The following is a 21,436-nucleotide window of genomic DNA, read 5'->3' as shown; positions in this document are numbered from 1 at the left end:
CTACCGGATGACTCGGACCGGAACGTTCTGCCAGCCGGCGACGTTCTGCATGTGAACCCGTTGCAGGCCATCCCAATTCACCTCGTAACGAGGCATGAAGTCCAGCAATCGCTCCAGCGCGATGGTGCTCTCCATCCGGGCCAGGGCCGCCCCGAGGCAGCTGTGGATCCCATAGCCGAGGCCGAGGTGCTGCGCCTCGGTCTGATCCCGGTCGATGTCGAAGGTGTCGGCGTCGGTGAAGGCATCCGGGTCGCGGTTCGCCGCGGCGTTCAGCAAGAACACCGGCTTGCCCGCCGGAATGGTGCCGCCGCTGACATGCGCCTCCTTGAGGGTGTAGCGCACGTTGTACTGCACCGGCCCCGCGTAGCGCAGCAACTCCTCCACGGCGGCCGGAATCTTGCTGCGGTCGTCGAGCAGTTTCTGCCACTGCTCGGGGTGTCGGGCGAAGAGCACCGCGGCGTTGCCGACCAGCTTGGTGACGGTCTCGGCGCCTGCGCCGCCCAAGAGCGCGGCGAAGCCGGTGATCTCGATATCGTCGAGCCGGCGCGGCTGACCGTCGTCGCCGGGGACCTCGGCGGCGATCAGCCTGCTGAGCATGTCGTCCTGCGGGTTGGCCCGCCGTTCCTGCACCAACCCGTAGTAATACATCGCGGTATCGATGTTGGCCTGCATGTTCACGTCGCTGATCTCGATCTGCCCGGGTTCGTGGTGCAGCGAGATGTTCATCCAGTGCCGCACCTGCTGCCGGAACTCGTCGGGCACCCCGACCATCCGGGTGATGACCTCCACCGGGAACGGTCCGGAGAAGTCCTGCACCACATCGAAATGATCCGGATTGGCGGCACCGAGGAACCGCTCGACCTGCTCGATGACCGTGGCTCGCTGGGCCTGCATCGCGCGCGGGGTGAACGCCTTGTTGAGCAGGCTGCGCATGTGCCGGTGATCCGGCGGATCCATGAAGATGATCGACTTCTGCGGCGGTTCGTCCGAGCGCACCATCGCCAGGTCGCAGCCGCGAGCCGACGAGTAGGTCTCGAAGTCCTTCAGCGCCGCCGCCACATCCTCGTGCCGGCTCAGCGCGTAGAAGTCCTCCTGCTCGTCGTAGTAGAGCGGGGCTTCGACGCGCATTCGCCGATAGATGTCGAAGGGATCGTTGAAATATTCTTCGGAGAACGGATCGAAGACAAGCTTCGGCTTGGTCATTGACTCCTCCTCAGCGGCAGAACGCGGCTGGAAAATGTGGTGAACAGCCGTCAGACCGTATGCCCAACTGTAAGACATACGGGCCTATCCCGGAAGGGGATTCGGAAAGTCGTCGCGATCACCGCGGATGATTCATCAGCGACAGCGCGGCGTCGGCGGCGTCGAGCACCGCACCCGGTGTCGCCGCCGCCTGCTGTGCCAGATCGGCCACCAGGCGCACGTCTTTCTGCAACAGCGACCCGGCCAGCCCGGCAAGGCGATCCAGGGTGCCGCCCGAGCCCCGGACACTGTTGAGCGCAAAGCTGTTCGAACTGCCGCGGCTCACCACCTCGGCGAGTCGCTCCCGCGACACCCCGAGTTGTTCGCCCAGTGCCAGCGCGGTCACGGCGGTACCCAGGTTCGCGGTGAACAGCAGGTTGTTGAGCAACTTGGTGAGCTGGCCCGATCCGAGCCCACCCAGATGCACGACGGGGTCGGCATAGGTTTCGAACACCGGCCGGCACCGCTGCACCACGTCCTCGTCCCCGCCGGCCATCACCAGCAGCGTTCCCGCCTCGGCGGCCGGCCCGCCGCCGCTGACCGGTGCATCGATCACCGCCACGCCCCGGTCCGCACAGTGTTGGGCCAACCGGCGGCAGGTGTCGGGATGCACCGTGCTGTGAATCGCGATGATGCCGCCGGACTGCATCCCGGCCAGCACGCCGTTCTCGCCTTGCACCACCTGCTCGACGTCGGCATCGCCGACCACGCACAAGCAGACCAGGTCGCTGGCACGACCGAGGTCCGCCGGCGAGTCCGCGACGCGCGCCTCGGTGTCGGCGAAGGACTCGAGGGTGCCGGCCCGGCGCGCCCACAGCGTCGTCGAGTAGCCGCCCTCGATGATGCGTCGCGCCATCGGCGCACCTTGGCTGCCGAGTCCGATGAAACCGACCCGCATCAACTGACCTCCGAATCCCGCGCGGCGGTCGCCACGCACTCGTCGACGAATGACAACACTGAGCGGTGGTAATCGCCCGCGCTGAAGCCGAGGCTGAGATTGTGGCCGGCCCCGGCCTGTTGATTGGTGGTGAAGCTGGCTGTGGCAGTGAAGATGTCGCGAATCTCGCGCTGCGCATCCGCGTCGGATTGCCAGATCTTCTCGTGCTCGGCGAAGGTGAAGCGCACCGGCACCCGAATCTGACCGGCCAGCGACGGAAAATCCTGCCGCGGCCAACCGGCCACCATGGCGGCTTCGTACGGTGACCCCGGCGATGAGCTGGTGATGCCGCGCAGTACCGCTTCGGGATACAGCGTCGCCGGCTCCCAGAGCAACTCACGCAGACCGACCGGACGCCGCCCGGGTCCGGCCGTGCTCAAGGCGTCCCGTGCAGCGCTCTGGTAATGCAGCCCGGTGCCGGCCAGTTCGAGCCCGAGCAATTCGGCGCCACGCGCGTCGACCGCCATCCGCATCGCCAGTTCGCAGCCGTTGGAGTGGCCCAGGATGAACAGCCCGGCGCCCCGCGGCCGGTCGCCGAGGACGGCATCGACGGCCAGATAGGCCAATCGGACACGCTGTTGTGGGTCGGTCACCGCCTCCGGATACAGCGCCGAGGTGCCATAGCCCGGGCGGTCCAATGCGATCACCGTGTAACCCAGTGCCGCACCAGTTCTCAACAGCGACAATTCGGGCTGGGCCGGGCAGTCGAAGTACACCGAGGTGGTGCCGCCGCCGTGCAGGGCGATGACCACGGCGTGCGGATCGGGAGTTTCGGCCAGCAGCGCCGACATCGGTATCCCGCCGGCATTGACCGTGCGCGCGCGAACGGCCTCGCTCATACGGCGGTCCTCACGAGTCGGCCCGCAACAACATGACCCCGCTGGGGGTCAGCCCGCCACTGCTGGTCACCGCCACCCGGGCGCCGCTCACCTGGCGTGCGCCGGCCTCACCGCGCAACTGGGTGACCGCTTCGTGGATCAGCCCCATCCCGTGGGTGCGGCCGTGGGAGAGCTGGCCGCCATGGGTGTTCAGCGGAAGCACCCCGTCGCGGGCGATGTTGGCCCCGCCGTCCAGGAAGCTCTTGGCCTCCCCGATGCCGCAGAAGCCCAGTGCCTCGATCCAGGACAGGCAGTTGAAGCTGAACCCGTCGTAGAGCTCGGCGACGTCGACGTCGGCCGGGCGCAGGGTGGTCCGCGACCACAGGTGGGCGGCCTGACCCAGCACCTGGGGTTCGTGGGTCAGGGTGCTCTGGTCCCAGTCCGTCCGCTCGATGATCTGGGTGCCGACCGCCTCCACCAGCACCGGCGGCTTGGCCAGGTCACGGGCGGCGTCCACCGCGGAGACGATCACCGCCACCGCGCCGTCGCACGGGACATCGCAGTCATAGAGCCCGAACGGCGTGGTGATCATCCGGGCGGACAGGTAATCGTCCATGGTCATCGGGTCGCGGTAGATCGCCGTCGGGTTGAGTGCGGCATTGGCCCGCTGGTTCAGCGCGATCCAGCCCAGCGTCTCGCGGGTGGTGCCGTAGCGGTGGAAGTGCCGCTGGGCGTTGAGCGCCAGCGTGTGCGCCGCCGAGGTGGCACCGAACGGAATCTGCCAGCTGTTCGTGCGCCGTCCGCCCGGGGGGGAGGCTTTGCCGGCCTTGAGCAGCTCGCTGAACGTTGATTCCCAGACGGTTCGGAAACACAGCACATGGCGCGCCAGTCCGGTGGCAACGGCCATCATCGCGGCGATGACAGAGCCACCAGGCCCGAAGGTGTCCATGCCTCCGTTGATCCATGTCGGGCGCAATCCCAACGCGCCCTCCAACGCCGTAACGCCGCCTTCGCCCATGCCGGCTACGTCCAAGCTCGGATACGTTGAGAGCCCGTCGATGTCATCGAAGGTCAGCCCGGCATCGGCGATGGCCGCCTGGCATGCCTCCACGGTCAGCGCCAGCGGTGCAGCCATGAGCCGACGGCCCAGTCGTGAAGCGCCGATCCCGGTGATCGCCGACTTGTCCTCGAATTTGTCGGCGCTCACCATCGGGCGCACGTGCTGTGCAAAGTCCTCGGGCGCGATCTCATCGGCGGGCAGCGGTTTGCTCGCCGAGCCTGCCGCGCCCTGAGCCACCGGCCGGAACAGCGGCAGCCACACGTCCTCAATGCTCTCGAACACCACCTCCACCTGTTGGCCCAGCTCGAGCTGATCGGCGTCGCACTCGATGATGTTGGTGGTCAACCGAACCCGGGGATCCTCGTCGATCGCGACCTGCGCCACCACGTAGGGCGCCGGCAAGCCGGGCAAGCTGAACCGGTGGTTGACGGTGAACCCGGCCAGCGTGGCCCGCCCGGAGACCTCGGCCACCCCCATGTTGGTGCCCCGGCAGTACCGGCAGATCGGCTGCGGCGGATGGATCAGCGCGGAGCAGTCCCGACAGTTCTGCAGGCGCAGTACGCCGTCGGCGCCCGAGGTCCAGAAGAACTCGTTGTCCATGGTGATCGCCGGCAGCGGCCGTCCCGGTGCGCTCATTGGTCGTCGTCCTCGGTGATCTCGATGATGGCGTGCACCGGGCAGTCCAGCAGGGCACGCATGACGTCACGCTCATCGGCCTCGTCCACCGTGCCGTCGCCGGTCAGCGACGCATACCCCCAGTCGTCCAGCGAGAAGTACTTCGGCGCGTGTTTGGCGCAGAAGCCGAACCCGTCGCACATCGTGCGATCCAGCCGGATCTTCATGCCGTCAACTCCTCGATCGCGTAGGGGCGTTCGGCCCGGTAGGCGCCGCCTCGGCAGGTATCGCAACTGCCGGCCAGGTGGTCGGCCACCACGTCCCGGAACCGGGTCAGCAGGCTGGCCGCCACCGTGGTGGCGCCGTCGAGCGTCCCGCAGGCGCCGCGCCCGGGTAAGACCCCGGCCCACCGCTGCAGTCGCGCCAGATCCTCGGCGGTCGCGACCCCGTCCCGCAGCGCCTCGGCCACCGCCGCCATCGCCACGGTGCCGTTGAAGCACGACCCGCACTGTCCGGCGTTCTCCCGCCCGAAGTAAGCCAGCACCGAGGCGGCGACCGCGACGGGGCAGTCGTCGGTGAGAACGGTCATCGCCCCGCAGCCCAGGCCGCTGCCGCCGGCGCGCAGGGTCTCGTGGTCCAGGGTGGCTTCCAGCCCGTCGCGGTTGAGCAGCCCGGCGAAGTACCCGCCCATCAGCAGCCCACGCACCTGCTCGGCCGGGATCCCATGCACGTCAAGCAGTTCGGTGATGGCGACACCGTGCGGAAGTTCGTAGAGCACCGGCGCGCGGCCGCCGCCGGTCACCGTGGCCAGGAACGTTCCCGGAGATGCACCGGTACCCGCGGAGCGGAACGCCGTCGCGCCGTGCCGCTGTAGATATGGCAGGTTCGCCAGCGTCTCGACATTGGAGACCAGCGTCGGGCGTTGTGCGACCCCGCGCTGGTAGGGTCGCGGCGGCTTGTCGGTCGGCTTGGCCGGGCCGCCGTTGATGGCCCGCACCGCGGCGGTCTCCTCACCGGCCACATATCCCGGGTCCACGGTGAACACGCTGATCGTCAGCCCGCCCAGTGATTCCGCCGCGACCTCGGCCAGCGCGTCCTCGACGCTACGGGCCGCCGCCGGATCGGAGACATAGACATACGCCCGCGAGGCCCCGGCTATCTGCGCGGCAAGCCGCAACCCGTCGAGCACCAGATGCGGGCGGTGGCGCAACAGCCAGCGGTCCTTGATCGACGCCGGTTCGCCCTCCTCGCCGTTGGCGACGACGACGGCGTCCCGGCCGCGCAAGGCCCGGTCGCGCACCGAGGCCAACTTGACGGCCAGCGGGAAACCCGCCCCGCCGCGCCCCAGCAGCCCACTGCGATCAACCTCGGCGAGAAGGGCTTCCGGGTCGGTCAGCGGCTGGTAGCCGCCGTCGGCGACGTACGACGCGCCGTCTTCTGCATCCTCACGCAGCAGTCGCGGGGTGCAACCCGGCCAGGCGGCGATGGTGAAGGCACCGACATCGGCGGTGGGCGTGCTGCTGGTCGTCATTGCCACCTCGTTTGGCTAGGCTCGCGGTCGTGAGAACAGCGGTGGTGCGCATCGACGTCGACCCGACCGGGCGGCTGACACCCGAGCAGTTGACGGCCGGGATGGCGACGCTGCGAGGTCTGGCCGGACGATCCGGGATCGACGTGGTGGACACCAGCCTTGCGGCCATGCCGGTGGGCCGGCGCCAGGTCCGGCTGCTGATCACCGGCCCCGACATTGTGGATACCGGTATACAACTGTGCGCCAAGGCGTTCGGCACGAACCCGGCGGCCGGCGTGGTGACCTACGTGAGCCGGGGCACCGACGACGACGTGCACGGGGTCCTCGCCGGGCTGGGGCTGACCGGGGAGATCGCCCGGACGGTCGGAGCGGATGGCCTGGACGTCGTCCACGTGACGATGGACGAACCGGACGTGGCGCGGGTCGGCGAGAGCCGCATCCACACCGCGTTGGAGGCATCGCTGAACTGCGAGGTCCACCTCCACACCCGCTGAGCTCATCAGCGCCCCAGGAATTCCAGGATCGCCGGGGCGGCCAGCACCCAGGTGTCGAACATGTTGAAGTGACTCACCTTTCCGGCGGCCCGCTCTTCGCCTGCCCGCTCCCAGGCGTCCTCCGGCCACGGCGGGTCGATCAGTTCGGATCCCTTGATCAAACAGTTCACCTCCAGTGAGGTGCGCTTGGGGTGGTCCCAATCGTTCTCGCCGCCGCGGATGATCAGTGTGGGAACCGTTATGCGGTCGAACATCTCGTCGTCGACCCCGGGAATCGTCTGGCCCGGCTTGGACACGAACGCATTGAGCCAGCGCAGCATCACCTTGAGGAATGCGTCGCTGTCCATGTCGAGCAGTCGCTGCTTGTTGGCCGGATTCTCCTCGATCCGCTCCTGCCATTCGCGCACGCCCAGCAGCGCCCGGGTCCCGCCGCCGCGCACTGCCAGGATGCTGGGAACCACGTAGTACGAGCCCAATACGAAGGTGCCGTATACGCCGCCGACGATGTTCCACAGCACCAGTTTGGTGACCAGCTCGGGGTAGAGCATGGTGGTCAGGATCGAGTCTCGTGCGCCGCCCGAGCCGCCGGCGATGATGCACGGCCCGGTGTCGAGCGCGGTCAGCAGCCCGTGCAGGGTTTCGGCCCGCATGTGCGATTCGGATTGGCCGTAGAACTGCACCTCGGAGGCCCCGCAGTTGGGGCGGTCCCACAACAGCACCCGGTAGCCGCCGTCAACGAGTTTGTCGGCCAGCGGGCGTAGGCCGGGAATCTCCTTGGAGAACCGGCCGCCGGGCGTCAGCACGATCAGATCGCCGGTGTCGCCGAGGATCTCATAGACAACGTTCCCGCCGTTGATTGCGACAGAGGGCACCGATTACTCCCGTGTGTTAGGCCTGGACCAGGACGTCGTTGCCGACCACGCGCACCGGGTAGGTGCGGATGCTCCACTCCGGTTTGACCGCGGTGGTGCCGGTGGCGAGCTCGAAACCCCATTGGTGCCAAGGGCAGTAGATGTACTCGAGGTCGCGGACCATGGTGGCGTCACCCGGTGCGCTCTCGTCGACGACGGTGCGCCCGCGCAGCCGTCCGGAACACAACGGGCCGCCTTGGTGCGGACAGAAGTTCGCGATCGCGTAGAACGTCCCGTTGATGTTGTAGACCCCGACGCCGTGATGACCGATCGGCACGAGTTTATGGGTGCCGGGCGGGATTTCGTCGACGGTGGCAACGATGTGCTCGCGGCCCTGGGCCAGCCGGGGCCGCTGTTCCTCTTCGCTCATTCAGAACACCCGCACCTGACCCTCGAGGGCCGGAACCGTGTCCGGAAGGTGGTAGGTCGCCAGCCCGTTGCGGAACATCACCGCTTCGCGAGCCGCCTTCGGCAGGTGCTTGACCAGCCAGCGTGGATCGTCGAAGGTCCAGTGCGGGTAGTCCGAGGAGTACAGCAGGATCTTCTCGCACTCCATCCACTCGAGAGCCCGGGTCAACTCGGTCTTGTCCTCGGGGTAGTCCAGCGGCTGGGTGGTGAACTTGATGTGGTCCTTGACGTATTCGCTGGGTTTGCGTTTGATGTCCAGCCACGACTTGCGCGCGGCGTAGATGGCGTCCATCCGCCACATCAGCGGCAGGATCCAGGTGAAGGCGTGTTCGACCAGCACGATGCGCAGGTTCGGGTGGCGGTCGAAGACGCCGTCGAACACCAGGCTCATCACCTGGTTGGCCGCCAGCAGCGAGTAGGTGACCATGAAGTCGTGGTTGTAGCTGGGCATGCCCACCGGCGGCATCGGCAGCTCTTCGTGGTGGCTGCGCGACAGGTGGCAGCTGACGGTGATGTCGTGTTTGGTGGCCGCCGCCCAGATCGGGTCGTACTTGGGGTCGCCCCATGACGGCCGCGGCTCGGCCTTGATCAGGATCTGGGCCATGTAGGGGTGTCCGGCCCACTTCTCGATCTCGGCGACCGCCCCTGCCGGGTCCTCGATGGCGGCGCAGATCGAGCCGCGCCACCGTTGGTGCCAGTTGTTATGGCTGTCCAGCCAGTGGTTGGCCTGCCAGTCGTTGAGCGCCGCCGACATCGCTTGCTGAGCTTCGGGAAAGCGGGCCGGGTAGGCGGCCGGCTCCAGGATCGCGAAGTCCGAGCCCGCCGCCATGATGAGCTGCTTGAACGCCAACTCCGGGTCACTGCCCGGGAACTCGCCGTCGGCCGGGAACGCATCCACGCGCATCGCGAACGCGTGGGCGTAGTCCGGTGCGTCGTAGTAGATCTGCTCACCGACGCGTCGGGTCAGAAAGTACTTGCTGCGCCACGGCTCCGGGATGTACTGAGTCAGTTCGCCGCGCCGCGGCACCGGGTGAACATCGGAATCCACACACCGCACGGCGATGCGCTCGGCCGCCGGCTTGCGCTCTGTGGCTGTCACGGTCATGGTGGTCTCCCTTGATCCCAACTGCTCTCTAGTGTGCGCTCGCGGCGGCCGGTACGGCCGGGACTTCTATGCCGTAGAGCAGGCTGGCGTTGCGCCAGCACAGCTTGTCGCGTTGCTCGGCGCTGAGCGCATGCGGGACGGACAGGTCGTTGTGCTGCCAGTGCGGATAGCTGGAGCCGTACATCACCATGTCGTCCTTGCCGGTGAAGCCGAACCACTCGCCGGCGAAGTCGGTGTCGCCGGGGCCGTCCATGGCGCCCTGGATGAAGTACACGTGGTCGGGCAGGTAGTCGCTGGGCATCTTCGGCGCCCACGGTGTCTGCTCCAGATGCGGCCGGCCGAAAGTGTCCATCCGCCAGATGAACGGCGTCAGCAGGTCCGCGGCGCCGTCGGCCCAGACGAACTTCAGTGCCGGCATCCGCTCGAAGACGCCCTCGGCGATCATGTTCATCAGGTGGTACAGGTAGTTACACGCCATGAAGCTGACGTAGTGCTCGTAGACGCGGGGCACCCCGGACGGCGTGGGTGAGGCGGCGATCCCCGAGCCCACCTCGATGTGTGCGGCCACCGGCAGGCCGGCCTCGACGGCGGCCTCCCACAACGGCCAGAACTGGGGTTTGCCGAAGAGTTCCCGCGATTGCAGCGGAACGCCGATCTGCACCACCCGGGGATGGTCCTTCCATCGGTCGATCTCACGCAGCGCCCCGGCGATGTCGTCGGGGTTGACCCGGATGGTGCCGCGGAAGCGTTCCCCGTGCGCGCTGTGGTCCAGCCAGCGCGACACCAGGATCTCGTTGTGCGCGGCGGCCAGCGCCGACCCCAGGTGCCGGTCCGGCATGACACCGCGGGTCATCGGGTGCAGGATCGCCACGTCGACGCCGCGATCATCGAACAGGTGCCCGGCGACCACGTCGGGGTCCGAACCCGGATATTGGCGCTGCGGCCCCTCGGTGCCGGGCGCGTACTCGCCGCCCGGTGCGCCGTACCAGTCCATCTCGTAGTCCGGGAAGCCACGGCTCTTGAACGGCTCGCGCAGGAAACCGCGCAGGTCCTTGTTGGATGCGGCGAAGATGTGCACGCTGGCGTCGATGACCGGGGTGCGGGTGCCATCCGGATGCTCGATCATCAACGCCGTCCTTCGTCGTGTCGCCCGACCCCGCGCCCGCCGCGGGGTGCGCCGTGGTCAATCGCCGGGAAGCCGAGTCCCGATGCCGACCATTGTATAGCTGTATTCTTTGCTTGCAAGAACTGGATTCTCGCATTTTGGTCGCGCGGCCTGCGCAGGCCGGCGCCACCATGGTCGCGGTGAGCCCGCGATACGTTGGGACAGCTCGGCATCTCGCGGCGAGATCGTTACATTCGCTAACGAGAATGTTATTCTCGACCGGCCTGTGGAGGAGGTGACTGCAATGCTGTTGGAGTTTGACGAGGATCAGCGACTGTGGCAGGGCACGGTGCGCGACGTGGTGGGCAAGCAGTGCTCGCCCTCGCTGGTGCGCGGTGTCATAGAAGGATCAGAGGGTGGCGACGACGCTGCCGTGGACTCGTTGTGGAAGGTCTATGTCGATCTGGGCTGGACCGAGTTGCACGAGCCGGAAACCGCGGTGGAGCTGGCGATCGTTCTCGAAGAACTCGGCCGCGCCACCGACCCCACGCCGTTTCTGGCCACCATGACCCAGTTCGCGCCGTTGGTCGGTGAGCACCACCGACCCGACGGCTCCACCGGGGCGGCGGTTCTGGGCGGGGTGAGCGCCCACCGCAATGCCGCCGGTTGGGTGCTGGACGGAACCGCGCTGCACGTGCTGGACGGCGACCGGGCCGACCGGCTGGCGGTGGTCGCCGACGCGGGGGTGTTCGTCGTCGACGCCGCGGCGGTGACCGCGCGCAAGTCCGCGGTGTTCGACCCGACGCTGCACGTGGCCGATGTGTCCTTCGCCGGGGTCGAGGTGCCCGACAGCGCCCGGATGCGCGGCGGTGCCAGTGTCGAGCGGGCGCGCCACGTCGCGCTCACCGGGATGGCGATGACCATGGTCGGCGCCTGTCAACGCATCCTCGACCTGGCGCTCGAGCACGTACGCAGCCGTCAGCAGTTCGGTGTACCGATCGGCTCGTTCCAGGCCGTCCAGCACAAGGCGGCCGACATGCACGTGGCGATCGAGCGTGCCCGTGCGCTGGCGTATTTCGCGGCGCTGACGATCGCCGCCGACGACCCGCGTCGCCGGATGGCCTCGGCGATGGCGAAGGCGGCCGCCGGAGAATGCCAGTCGGTGGTCTTCCGGCACGGGCTGCAGTTGTTCGGCGCGATGGGGTTCACCTGGGAGAACGATCTGCAGTTCGCGCTCAAGCGAGCCAAAGCCGGTGAACTGATGCTGGGCGGCGCCGCACAGCATCGCGCGGCCATCGCCGAGGAATACCTTGCAACTCACATTTGACGCGCACGTCGAGGAGTTCCGCGCCGAGTTCGCGGCCTTCCTCGACGCGAATCTGCCCGACGAGGCCGACACTTCGGAGCGGCCACGGTCGGTGTCGCACATGCCGGAGTGGGCGCGCCGCTGGCAGCGGCTGTTGTTCGACAACGGCTGGCTGCTGCCCGGCAACCCACCGGAGTTCGGCGGTCGCAACGCCACGCTGCTGCAGCAGTTCGTCCATCTGGAGGAGCTGTGCCGGCGCCGGATCTATCACAGCTTCAACCCGCAGGGCGTCAACATCATTGCGGCCTCGCTGCTGTCCTTCGGAAGTGACGAGCAGAAGCAGCGCTGGGCGGTGCCGATTCTGCGCGCCGAGATCACCGCGTCGCTGGGCATGAGCGAGCCGAGCGCCGGCTCGGACCTGGCGTCGTTGCGGACGCGGGCCGACCGTGACGGTGACGACTTCATCGTCAACGGACAGAAAGTGTGGACCTCCGGGGCTCACGATGCCGATGTGCTGCTGACGTTCGTGCGCACCGATCCCGATGCCCCGAAACACAAGGGCATCAGCGTCTTGCTGATCCCCACCGACACCCCCGGCGTGGTGTGCCGGCCGTTCCCGACCATCTGCGGCATCGACGACAAAGACTTCAACGAAGTGTTCTTCACCGATGTGCGAGTGCCGGGGGAGAATCTCGTCGGGCCGCTCCACGGCGGTTGGCGGGTGGCCAACGGATCGCTCGGGCACGAACGCACCATGATGTGGCTGGGTTTCGCCGACCGGCTCGACAACGTGATCGCCGACTTCCGCCCCGACGATGCGTTGCAGCGCGACCAATTCGCTACGGCCGTCATGGATTACCAGGCGTTGCGCCTGCTGGGCTCACGGGCGCTGGCCCGGGCCGCTCGCGGCGAGGAGGATGTGCCTGCCCTGTCGGTGCTCAAGCTGCTCGGCTCCGAGGCCGAGATGTTCGCCTCCGGTCACGCGCTGGACGCGACCGGGGCCGCGGGCCTGGTCCATCCGGCGAATTCCGGACCGTATGCGCCGATGAACCTCGACAGCTATTTCGCCAGCTGGTTCGAGCGCCATGCCCGCAGCTTCTCGGGCACCATCGCCGGCGGCACCTCGGAGATCCACCGCAACATCGTCGCCCAGCAGGTGCTGGGCCTGCCGCGCGGCTAGGTTTCCCGCGGCGAGCAGTCGCAAAAGCCCCCGAAACCGTTGGGAATCGGGGGCTTTTGTGACTGCTCGGGCAGCGGGAACTCAGTCGATGACGACGGTTTCCTTGCGCTCGGTGATCGGGCGGGCGCATTCCTGCTCGTCGCAGATCCGCTGCAGTTTCGCCAGCGTCTCGTCAAGCCCCGGGCCGATGCGCTTGCCGGGCGTGAAGGTGGCCGGCAGGTGGCGCATGCCCTGGATGACACCGATGGTGTCGTAGTGCACCGCGCCGGCCGGATCACAACGGTAGTCCGGCATCCGGTCGAGCACCGCGAGCATCATCGACTTGTACACGGCACGCGCGACGTGCGAGCCGATGCAGCGGTGCACACCGAGGCCGAAGCTGAAGTGCCGGTTGCCTTTGCGGTCCATGATGAGGCGGTTGGGGTCCTCGAACACCGACGGGTCGCGGTTGGCCATCGCCCAGGACAGCCACAGCCGTTCGCCCTCCTTGACCTGCACTCCGGCCACTTCGACATCCTCGGAGAAGGTGCGCCCGTCGCCGGGGGCCGGTGTGAAGTAGCGCAGGAACTCCTCGGTGGCGTGGTTGAACAGCTTCTCCCGCTCGCGACTGAGGCGCTCCCGTTCCGCCGGGTGCTCGCCCAGCCACTCCAGGCTGTGGGCGGTCAGCGCGGTGGTGGTGTCGAATCCGCCCCCGATCACCACGCCGACCATCGACAGCCCGTCGAGGTCGGGAATCGGTTCACCGTTCCGCACCGCCTGGGTGAGAGCGTTGACGATTCCCGGCCGCGGATTCTGCTTGACCTCAAAATAATTGGTGGCCAGGTCCAGGCCCATCTGCCGGTGCATCTCGGCGACGCGCACCGAGTCCGGGTCGTTCTCGGGGGTGTAGACCGCGGCGTGTACCGGCTCGCAGTAGATGGTCCAGTTCTTCAGCGGGATGCCGAGGATCGCCAGCGTGAAGACGGCCGGCACGACGTTGGCCAGGTCGTCGACGAAGTCGATCTGGCCTTCCTCGATCTTCTCGTTGATCGCGGCACGGGTGATCTCGTCGATGAGGGGAATCCAGCGTTTGATGGCCGCCGGAGACATGTAGGGGTTCAGCAGGTCTCGGTAGAACTGCTGTTCCTCGCCGTCCATCTCGAGCACGCCACCCCGGTTCTGGGCGCGTTTGGCGGGCGGGATCGAGATGCCCTTGTAGCCGCGACGCTCATTGTGGATGTCGTGGTCGTTGGAGACGTGCGGGCACCGGGCCAGTTCGAAAACCTCGGCGGCACCGGCCGCCACCCAGTGTCCGTCGTAGGTGTCGGTCCAGGCCATCGGACACTTGGCCTGCATCTCGTCGGTGATGTCGAGGAACCGATCGCGGTACTCCGGCGCATGGCGGTCGAAGTGGTAGTGGCGCTGCTTCTTCTGCTCGTTCACTGCGCGGTCCAATCTGGCTGCCCCGCACCGGTTGCGACCTGGCCGGTGGAGTCCTTTCCGTCGACGAAGATCGCCCGTTCCGGGCACGATCGCATGGCTTCGATCACCACTTCCTGTTGGTCGGCCACGACGTCCTCGCTGACCGCCGTGGAGTGACCATCGATGTCGTCGAGGTCGAAGGAATCCGGCGCGATCATCTTGCACAGGCCGTGGCCCTGACAGCGATCCGGGTCAACCCAAACTTTCATGCTGCTCCTATCGAACGTGTCAATCTCCGTGATTCACGCCTCAGACGTGGTAGTCGTACCACTTGAGATATCCGCCGGCGTCGACCCGCAACTGCATGCCGGTGACGTACCGGGCCTCCTCGGACGCGAGCCAGAGCACCGCGTTGGAGATGTCCTCGGGTTCGATGAAGGGCACCTTCATCGCCTGCTGCACGTAGAAGACCGGTTCGGCGTCGGCGCGCGTCGGGTGGTCCAGATCCGGCCGGAAGGAGCGGTACATCGGCTCGCTCTGCAGCATGTCGGTGTTGCAGTTGGTCGGGTGGATGACGTTGGCGCGAATGCCGCGGACCGCCAACTCGGTGGCCAGGTCGTGCACGTACTGCGCCATCAGGCGTTTGGAGGTCATATAGGCCATGCCGCCCGGGTCGTTGCCGGGGTTGGCCTTCTGGTGCGCGTCCATCAGCGCGGCCGCCGACGAGGTGGCGATGATCGAGGCGCCCTCGCCCAGGTGGGGCAGCGCGACCTGGATGCCGTTGATGGTGCCGACCAGGTTGGTGTTGATGACGTCGATCCAGGCCTGCAGCGGCGGGTTGCCCTTCATGCCGGCCACCCCGGCCTGGGCGACGACGATGTCGAGTTTGCCGAATTCGGCGAGCCCGGCGTCCAGCGCGGTCTTCAGCGCCGCCGCGTCGCGTACGTCGGCCTGCGCGGTGACGATGCCGCGCCCGGTCTTCTCGACCAGCTTGGCGGTCTCTTCGAGGTCCTCCGGCCGGGCCATCGGGTAGCCGATGGTCTCGATGTCCTGGCACAGGTCGACGGCGATGATGTCGGCGCCTTCCTCGGCCAGCCGCAGCGCGTGGCTGCGCCCTTGCCCGCGAGCGGCCCCCGTGATGAATGCGACCTTTCCGGCAACGCGTCCCACAGCTGTTCCTTTCGTTGATGCACCGTCGGTATGGCGAGTGTCAGGTGTTGCGCCCGCCGTTGACACCGAGGATCTGCCCGGTGATGTAGCCGGCCTCCTCGGATGCCAGGAAGGCGCACGCCGCCGCGATGTCTTCGGGCTTGCCGATGCGGCGCACCGGGGTTCGGGCGATGTTGTCGTCGATGTCGCCGAGGAATCCGTGGCTGGCGGCATTGCGCAGCATCGGCGTGTCGATGAAGCCGGGCGGCACGGCGTTGACGGTGATTCCGTTGGGTCCGTACTCCAGGGCCAGCGTCTTGGTGAGTCCGTTCACTGCGGATTTGGCCGCAACGTAGTGCGCCATATAAGGAACTCCGGAGTGGGTGCTCGACGAGGAGATGTTGATGATGCGTCCCCAGCCGGCCGCCACCATGTCGGGCAGCACCGCCTGGATGGTGTGGAAGACGCCGTTGAGGTTGACGTCGATGACCTGCTGCCAATCCTCGAAGCTGATGTGGTTGAACTTCTTGAAGCCGTCCAGCCCCGCGGCGTTGACCAGGATGCCGACCGGTCCGAGCTGTTCGCGGATCTGCGTCAGCGCCGTGTCGATCTGCCCGCGATCGGTGACGTCGGCGGCGAAGGCCAACTCCTGATCGCCGGGTGCATGCGCCGGTCCCAGCTTCGCCTCTCCTCCGTCGAGGCTCGCTGAACCGCCGGGTTTGAGATCGATGATCGCCACTCGATGGCCGGCAGCGCGTAAGCGGTTCACCACCGCCGCGCCGATGCCCGAGGCGCCCCCGGTGACGACAGCCGTTCGCACGAGGTCCGTCTCGGCCACAAAGAATCCCCTTTCCAAGTCGTGAGAATCGTACTCTCGTACAAGTGTTTCTGGCAAGGTTCCGGCGAAACCGCTCTCAACAGGGATGATGCCGCATCGCAGGCTCGGCGTAGGGCAGATCTGCGGTATGGACGGCTTCCTTTTCCCGCTTGAATTCTCCCTCTTGAGATGTATGATTCGCCGCACATGAGAATGTAGTTACCCGGCGGGAGGCTTGCATGGGTTCGCAGGAAACGGCAGCGACCATCACCGATGGTCCCGGTGGCGCGGAGGCCACCGAGCACGTCGCCGCCCGGCGCCTGCTGATCGACGGCGAGCTGGTGGGCTCGGACCAGACATGCGCCCGGACCTACCCGTCGCTGAACCCTGCCACCGGCGAGGTGCTGGGCTACGCGCCCGAGGCCGACACCGTGCAGGCCGCCGCGGCCGTCGCGGCGGCGCGGCGGGCCTTCGACGCAGGCGACTGGGCGACCGACCGAGCGCTGCGGCTCCGCTGCCTGGATCAGCTGCACCGGGCTCTCCTCGAGCACCGCGACGAACTGGCCGCGCTGACCATCGCCGAGGTCGGGGCAACGGCGGCGCTGACCCAGGGCGCCCAGCTGGACCAGCCGATCGCGATCGTGCGTTACTACGCCGATCTGCTCGAGGACTATCCGATGACCGAAGACCTCGGCAACATCGAGAGCCGCGGCATGCTGCACCACCGCTGGGTCGAGAAGGAAGCCGCCGGCGTCGTCGCCGCGATCATCGCCTACAACTACCCCAACCAGCTGGCCTTGGCGAAGCTGGCTCCGGCGCTGGCCGCCGGGTGCACGGTGGTGCTCAAGGCCGCTCCGGACACCCCGCTGATCACGTTGGCGCTCGGTGAGCTGATCGCCGACCACACCGACATCCCGGCCGGGGTGGTCAACGTGCTCAGCGCGTCGGACCCGGCCGTCGGCGCGGCGCTGACCACTGATCCGGACGTGGACATGGTCACCTTCACCGGGTCCACCCCGACCGGGCGGGCGATCATGGCCGCCGCCAGCGGGACCCTCAAGCGGGTCTTCCTGGAACTGGGCGGCAAATCCGCGGCGATCGTGCTCGATGACGCCGACTTCAACATGGCCGCGGTCTTCGCCTCGTTCTCGATGGTCACCCACGCCGGCCAGGGCTGCGCGCTGACGTCGCGACTGCTGGTGCCCAACAGTCATCACGACGAGATCGTCGAGCTGATCAAGACCAACTTCTCGCATGTGCGCTACGGCGACCCGACCGATCCCAAGACCTATATGGGCCCGCTGATCAGCGCCAAGCAGCGCGACAAGGTCGACGGCATGGTGCAGCGCGCGGTGGCCGCCGGCGCCACCCTGGTGACCGGCGGCGAGAAGGTCGATCCCGGCTTCTTCTACACCCCGACGCTGCTCACAGGAGTCGACCCGGACAGCGAGATCGCTCAGGAAGAGGTCTTCGGGCCGGTGCTGGCGGTGATCGGCTACGACGATGACGACGACGCGGTACGGATCGCCAACAACTCGATCTACGGGCTATCCGGCGCGATCTTCGGCGGTCAGGGCCGCGCGGTGGCCATGGCACGCCGGATCCGGACCGGAACGTTCTCGATCAACGGCGGCAACTATTTCAGCCCGGACGCACCGTTCGGCGGTTACAAGCAGTCCGGCATCGGCCGCGAGATGGGTGTCGCGGGGCTGGAGGAGTTCATGGAGTCCAAGACTTTCGCCGCGCCGGTGGGAGCGGCCGGATGAGGCCACTGGAGGGCATCCGGGTACTCGAAGTCGCGATGTACGGCTTCGTGCCGTCGGCCGGCGCGGTACTCGCCGAGTGGGGCGCCGAGGTCATCAAGGTCGAGCACGCGGTGACCGGCGACCCGCAGCGCGGGTTGCGCCAGACCGGCCAACTGAAGGTCGAGGGCGACCCCAACCCCAACATCGAGCACGCCAACCGCGGCAAACGCAGCATCGGCCTGGACATGTCGGTGGCCGAGGGCCGCGAGGTGCTCTACGAGTTGGCCCGCCGCGCCGACGTGTTCTTGACCAGTTTCCTGCCGGCACATCGACGCAAGTTCGGCATCGACGTCGACGACATCCGGGCGATCAACCCGAAGGTCATCTATGCCCGCGGCAGTGCGCTCGGCCCGCGGGGGGCCGAGGCGGAGAAGGGCGGTTACGACATGACCGCCTTCTGGTGCCGCGCCGGCACGGCAGCCACCATCACCCCGCCCGGCACCGAGGGCATGATCGCCCCGCCCGGGCCCGCCTACGGCGACACCATCTCCGGTACCAACCTGGCCGGCGGGATCGCGGCGGCCCTGCTGAAACGGGAACGCACCGGGGAACCGTCGATCGTCGACGTCTCCCTGCTGGGCAGCGGACTGTGGGCGATGGGGCACACCGTGGCGCTCACCCATCACCTGGGCCAGCGGCTGGAAGCACCGGTGCCGGGCGTGCACGGATCGCCGGTCAACCCGCTGACCGGCCTGTATGGCACCTCCGACGGGCGTTTCATCTCGTTCGTGATGATGCAGCCGACGAAGTTCTGGGCCGACGTGTGCCGGCACATGGACCTCGAGGAGCTCATCGACGACCCGCGGTTCGCCACCGTGGAGGCCATCGCCGAGAACACCGCGGCGGCGGTGGAACTGCTGTCCGCGGCGATGGCCAAACGCCCCCTGGCCGAGTGGAGCGAACGCTTCGCGACGCTGGCCGGGCCGTGGGCGCCGGTCCAGGACACGCTGCAGGCCGCCGAGGACGCCCAGATCCGCGCCAACGAGTATCTGGTCCGGGCCGGCGAACTCGAATTGGTCGCCAGCCCGGTCCAGTTCGACGTCGCCGCGCCGCAGACCGGTCCGGCGCCCGGCTTCGCCGAGCAGACCGACGAGATCCTGACCGGCCTCGGCCTGGACTGGGACCGGATCATCGAACTCAAGACCGCCGGCGCGGTCACCTAGGCCACGCGATGCCGCACGTAGCTTCGATCGGTACCTACCTGCCGTGCTGGGGAACTCCGCAGCGCCGGCTGGCCGGTGACGACGAGGATGCCATCACGCTGGCCGTCGAGGCCGGCCGTGCGGCGTTGACCGGCGGTGGCGCGGTGGAGCGCCTGGTGGTGGTCAGTCGTGACTTTCCGCTGACCGACAGCAGCAACGCCGCGGTGCTGCTGGCCGGCCTGGGCCTCGATCCAGAACTCGAGGTGGTCGAGCGCCTCGGCGGTGCCCCGGCCGCCCTGGACGCGCTCAGCTCGGCCCGGCCGCGCACGCTGATCATCGGGGTCGACCTGGACCCGGCCGGAGCCGCGTCGGTGCTCACCGCCGAGAACGGGCTGCGTATCCGGACCGCGGCCCGTATCGCCCGCAGCCTGCCGGTACGTACCCGCAACGACGGGGTGGTGCACGACTACGGCGACCCGCGGCTGCTCTACGAGCGCGGCGTGGTGGCGTCGCTGGTGGCGGCCTGGGCTGAGATGCCGGTGATGCTCGCCGGGGTGGAACATGACCGCGCGATCGAACTATGCACCGGTAAGCCGGCTCCGCTGCCGACCACCGGTGCCAGTTCGGGGCTGTTCGCACTGGCGGTCTTGGCCGAGACGCAGACCGTGGGCCCGCTGCTGGCGGCCGAGCAGGCCAACCTGTCCGGGATCACCGTGGTCGAAGGGGAGGCGTCGGTGCACCGGCACGAACCGGCGGCCCGGCCGATCCCCGAGTGGGTGCACACTCCCGGCGCGGACCTGCCGATCTCGCTGGCCGCCTACGAGCGTGCCTTCGAAGCCAAGGTCCGCTGGGAGGCGGGCAAGCATCCGGACAGCGACGAACTCGACTTCCCGCCGCGTTACCGCGTCGGCGAGGACTCGACGTTGAGCACCAACTACGAGCTCGTTGAGCTGCCCCGCGTCGGCACGGTCTACACCGAGGTGACCGTACAGATCCCGGTGCCCGGGCTGACCACCCCGTACTCGCTGGTCATCGTCGAGCTCGACGACGTGGCGGTTCGCGCGCTGGTGAAGGTGACGGGCGCTCCGGCCGGCAGCGCCTGGATCGGTGACCGGGGCCGGCTGGTGCTGCGCCGGGTCGCGGTGCGCTCCGGGGTGCCCGACTACGGGTATGCCTTCGAACCGTTGGACCCGTCGGAACAACCCGAGGCGGTGGCATGAAACGGGTCGCGATCGTCGGCGCCGGCATGACGCCGTTCCGGGAGCACTTCGCGCTGGGCATCAAGGACCTGCTGCCGGTGGCCTTCGCCGAGTGTGCCGCCAGCGTGGACAAGGGCCTGGCCAAAACCGATGTGCAGGCGGCCTGGTTCGGGGCGCTCGGCACCACCGACGGCTTTCCGTCCGGAATCCTGGCCGACACCCTGGGTCTGCCCGATCTACCGGTCACCCGGGTGGAGAACTCCTGCGCCACCGGCAATGACGCGGTCCGCAACGCGTTGTTCGGCGTCGCGTCCGGGGCGGTCGATGTGGCGCTGGTCATCGGTGCCGACAAGCTGCGGGAGACCGCCACCAAGGACATGCTCTGGGCCTGGGAGGAAACCGCGCGCGACATGGCGTGGGACTACCCGCTCGGGCTGGTCGCGCCAGCCGGTTTCGCCCTGCACGTACGGCGCTACCTGCACGAGTCGCCCGCTACCCGCGAGCACCTGGCGATGGTGGCGGTGAAGAACCACCGGCACGGGGTCAGCAACCCCCGCGCGCGGCTGCGTTTCGAGATCACCGTCCAACAGGCCCTCGACGCGCCCATGGTGGCGTCCCCGTTCGGGGTGTACGACTGCGCCCCGCAGAGTGACGGCGCCGCCGCCCTGGTGCTGGCCGCCGAGGATGTGGTGGATCGCTTCACCGATCGGCCGGTGTGGATCCGCGGGGTGGGCCTGGGCCTGGACGCGGTGATGCACCAGCACAAGCGGGACATGACGACCTTTCCGGCGACGCTGCGCGCCGCCAAGCAGGCTTTCGCCATGGCGGGGCTGACGCCGTCGGACATCGATGTCGCCGAGGTGCACGACTATTTCACCGGTGTGGAGATGATCAGCTACGAAGACCTCGGCTTCGCCGAACGGTTCGAGGCCCACAAGTTGCTCGAAGTCGAGGTGACCAGTGTCGGCGGCGCGCTGCCGGTCAACCCCAGCGGTGGTTTGAAGTCCAAAGGCCACCCGCCGGGGGCCACCGGTGTGGCACAGTGCGTAGAACTCTTCGAGCAGTTGCGCGGTACCGCGGTCAATCAGGTCGATGGCGCCCGGATCGGCTTGGCGCACAACATCGGAGGGCCAACTGCGGTGGCGGCGGTCACCATCGTGGAAGGGGGCGGCGGTGGCGTTTAGCGGCGGGTCGGCGCTTTCGACCCCAGT

Annotated in this window: 19 protein-coding genes and 2 pseudogenes; 7 read left to right on the top strand and 14 right to left on the bottom strand. The window is 67.9% G+C overall.

Features of this window, described 5'->3' with window-relative positions; genetic code table 11:
• From AWC24_RS09220 to AWC24_RS09195, 6 genes and pseudogenes are all read right to left on the bottom strand, one after another.
• Positions 1-1,203: a cytochrome P450 gene (locus AWC24_RS09220; protein ID WP_085084169.1), complete on the bottom strand. Its 1,203-nt coding sequence runs from the start codon at positions 1,201-1,203 to the stop codon at positions 1-3.
• 118 nt (positions 1,204-1,321) lie between these two features.
• Positions 1,322-2,140 (bottom strand): NAD(P)-dependent oxidoreductase, encoded by an 819-nt coding sequence (locus AWC24_RS09215; RefSeq protein ID WP_085084349.1) that lies wholly within the window; start codon positions 2,138-2,140, stop codon positions 1,322-1,324.
• On the bottom strand, positions 2,140-3,018 hold the full coding sequence (locus AWC24_RS09210; protein WP_085084167.1) for an alpha/beta hydrolase: 879 nt from the start codon (positions 3,016-3,018) through the stop codon (positions 2,140-2,142). Before AWC24_RS09210 ends, AWC24_RS09215 begins: the two co-directional genes overlap by 1 nt.
• A gap of 10 nt (positions 3,019-3,028) precedes the next feature.
• Positions 3,029-4,693 (bottom strand): thiolase C-terminal domain-containing protein, encoded by a 1,665-nt coding sequence (locus AWC24_RS09205; protein ID WP_085084165.1) that lies wholly within the window; start codon positions 4,691-4,693, stop codon positions 3,029-3,031.
• Positions 4,694-4,704: 11 nt separating this feature from the next.
• A pseudogene (locus AWC24_RS09200) lies at positions 4,705-4,899 on the bottom strand (ferredoxin); the annotation flags it as partial.
• On the bottom strand, positions 4,896-6,203 hold the full coding sequence (locus AWC24_RS09195) for an NADH-ubiquinone oxidoreductase-F iron-sulfur binding region domain-containing protein (protein ID WP_085084161.1): 1,308 nt from the start codon (positions 6,201-6,203) through the stop codon (positions 4,896-4,898). The pseudogene AWC24_RS09200 and the gene AWC24_RS09195, both read right to left, overlap by 4 nt.
• A gap of 29 nt (positions 6,204-6,232) precedes the next feature.
• Here AWC24_RS09195 and AWC24_RS09190 point away from each other — a divergent pair, with 29 nt between their 5' ends.
• The gene (locus tag AWC24_RS09190; RefSeq protein ID WP_085084159.1) at positions 6,233-6,697 is read left to right on the top strand and encodes a hypothetical protein; all 465 of its coding nucleotides are present in this window, start codon (positions 6,233-6,235) and stop codon (positions 6,695-6,697) included.
• Between the two features lie 5 nt (positions 6,698-6,702).
• On the opposite strand, the gene AWC24_RS09185 is transcribed toward AWC24_RS09190, so the two are convergent.
• The 4 genes from AWC24_RS09185 to AWC24_RS09170 are packed head-to-tail and all read right to left on the bottom strand — an operon-like array spanning position 6,703 to position 10,247.
• A complete protein-coding gene (locus tag AWC24_RS09185) occupies positions 6,703-7,569 on the bottom strand; it encodes an alpha/beta fold hydrolase (protein ID WP_085084157.1) in 867 nt (288 codons plus the stop codon).
• A 16-nt stretch (positions 7,570-7,585) separates the two neighbouring features.
• Positions 7,586-7,978, bottom strand: a complete 393-nt coding sequence (locus AWC24_RS09180) for a Rieske (2Fe-2S) protein (protein WP_085084155.1) — start codon at positions 7,976-7,978, stop codon at positions 7,586-7,588.
• Positions 7,979-9,121: an amidohydrolase family protein gene (locus AWC24_RS09175; protein WP_085084153.1), complete on the bottom strand. Its 1,143-nt coding sequence runs from the start codon at positions 9,119-9,121 to the stop codon at positions 7,979-7,981. It lies immediately after the preceding gene.
• Between the two features lie 28 nt (positions 9,122-9,149).
• A complete protein-coding gene (locus AWC24_RS09170) occupies positions 9,150-10,247 on the bottom strand; it encodes an amidohydrolase family protein (protein ID WP_174813697.1) in 1,098 nt (365 codons plus the stop codon).
• 283 nt (positions 10,248-10,530) lie between these two features.
• Between AWC24_RS09170 and AWC24_RS09165 the strand changes: the two genes are divergently transcribed.
• A complete protein-coding gene (locus AWC24_RS09165; RefSeq protein WP_085084148.1) occupies positions 10,531-11,553 on the top strand; it encodes an acyl-CoA dehydrogenase family protein in 1,023 nt (340 codons plus the stop codon).
• On the top strand, positions 11,537-12,712 hold the full coding sequence (locus AWC24_RS09160; RefSeq protein ID WP_085084146.1) for an acyl-CoA dehydrogenase family protein: 1,176 nt from the start codon (positions 11,537-11,539) through the stop codon (positions 12,710-12,712). The genes AWC24_RS09165 and AWC24_RS09160 overlap by 17 nt, the downstream gene beginning before the upstream one ends.
• An 81-nt stretch (positions 12,713-12,793) precedes the next feature.
• Here the strand turns inward: AWC24_RS09160 and AWC24_RS09155 are convergent, their stop codons facing one another.
• From AWC24_RS09155 to AWC24_RS09140, 4 genes and pseudogenes are all read right to left on the bottom strand, one after another.
• Positions 12,794-14,134 (bottom strand): cytochrome P450, encoded by a 1,341-nt coding sequence (locus tag AWC24_RS09155; RefSeq protein WP_085084144.1) that lies wholly within the window; start codon positions 14,132-14,134, stop codon positions 12,794-12,796.
• Positions 14,135-14,196: 62 nt separating this feature from the next.
• Positions 14,197-14,382, bottom strand: a pseudogene (locus AWC24_RS09150) (ferredoxin); the annotation flags it as partial.
• A 40-nt stretch (positions 14,383-14,422) separates the two neighbouring features.
• Positions 14,423-15,283, bottom strand: coding sequence for a mycofactocin-coupled SDR family oxidoreductase (locus AWC24_RS09145; protein ID WP_013830406.1), 861 nt, complete (start codon positions 15,281-15,283; stop codon positions 14,423-14,425).
• 40 nt (positions 15,284-15,323) lie between these two features.
• Positions 15,324-16,082, bottom strand: a complete 759-nt coding sequence (locus AWC24_RS09140; protein ID WP_085084347.1) for an SDR family NAD(P)-dependent oxidoreductase — start codon at positions 16,080-16,082, stop codon at positions 15,324-15,326.
• Positions 16,083-16,318: 236 nt separating this feature from the next.
• Between AWC24_RS09140 and AWC24_RS09135 the strand changes: the two genes are divergently transcribed.
• Genes AWC24_RS09135 through AWC24_RS09120 form a run of 4 tightly spaced genes read left to right on the top strand, consistent with a single transcriptional unit; the run spans position 16,319 to position 21,409 of the window.
• Positions 16,319-17,845: an aldehyde dehydrogenase family protein gene (locus AWC24_RS09135; protein ID WP_085084140.1), complete on the top strand. Its 1,527-nt coding sequence runs from the start codon at positions 16,319-16,321 to the stop codon at positions 17,843-17,845.
• Positions 17,842-19,047 carry a CaiB/BaiF CoA transferase family protein gene (locus AWC24_RS09130; RefSeq protein WP_085084138.1) on the top strand — a complete coding sequence of 402 codons (1,206 nt, stop codon included), beginning with the start codon at positions 17,842-17,844 and terminating at the stop codon, positions 19,045-19,047. Before AWC24_RS09135 ends, AWC24_RS09130 begins: the two co-directional genes overlap by 4 nt.
• Positions 19,048-19,055: 8 nt before the next feature.
• A complete protein-coding gene (locus AWC24_RS09125) occupies positions 19,056-20,246 on the top strand; it encodes an OB-fold domain-containing protein (protein WP_085084136.1) in 1,191 nt (396 codons plus the stop codon).
• Complete coding sequence (locus AWC24_RS09120; protein WP_085084134.1) at positions 20,243-21,409, top strand: thiolase C-terminal domain-containing protein; 1,167 nt, start codon at positions 20,243-20,245, stop codon at positions 21,407-21,409. The genes AWC24_RS09125 and AWC24_RS09120 overlap by 4 nt, the downstream gene beginning before the upstream one ends.
• Positions 21,410-21,436 lie beyond the last annotated feature (27 nt).

The sequence above is a fragment of the Mycolicibacter senuensis genome (genome assembly GCF_002101885.1).
Classification (GTDB): domain Bacteria; phylum Actinomycetota; class Actinomycetes; order Mycobacteriales; family Mycobacteriaceae; genus Mycobacterium; species Mycobacterium senuense.
The sequence above is the reverse complement of the archived record's forward strand: the minus strand, read 5'-3'. Positions and strand labels throughout refer to the sequence as shown.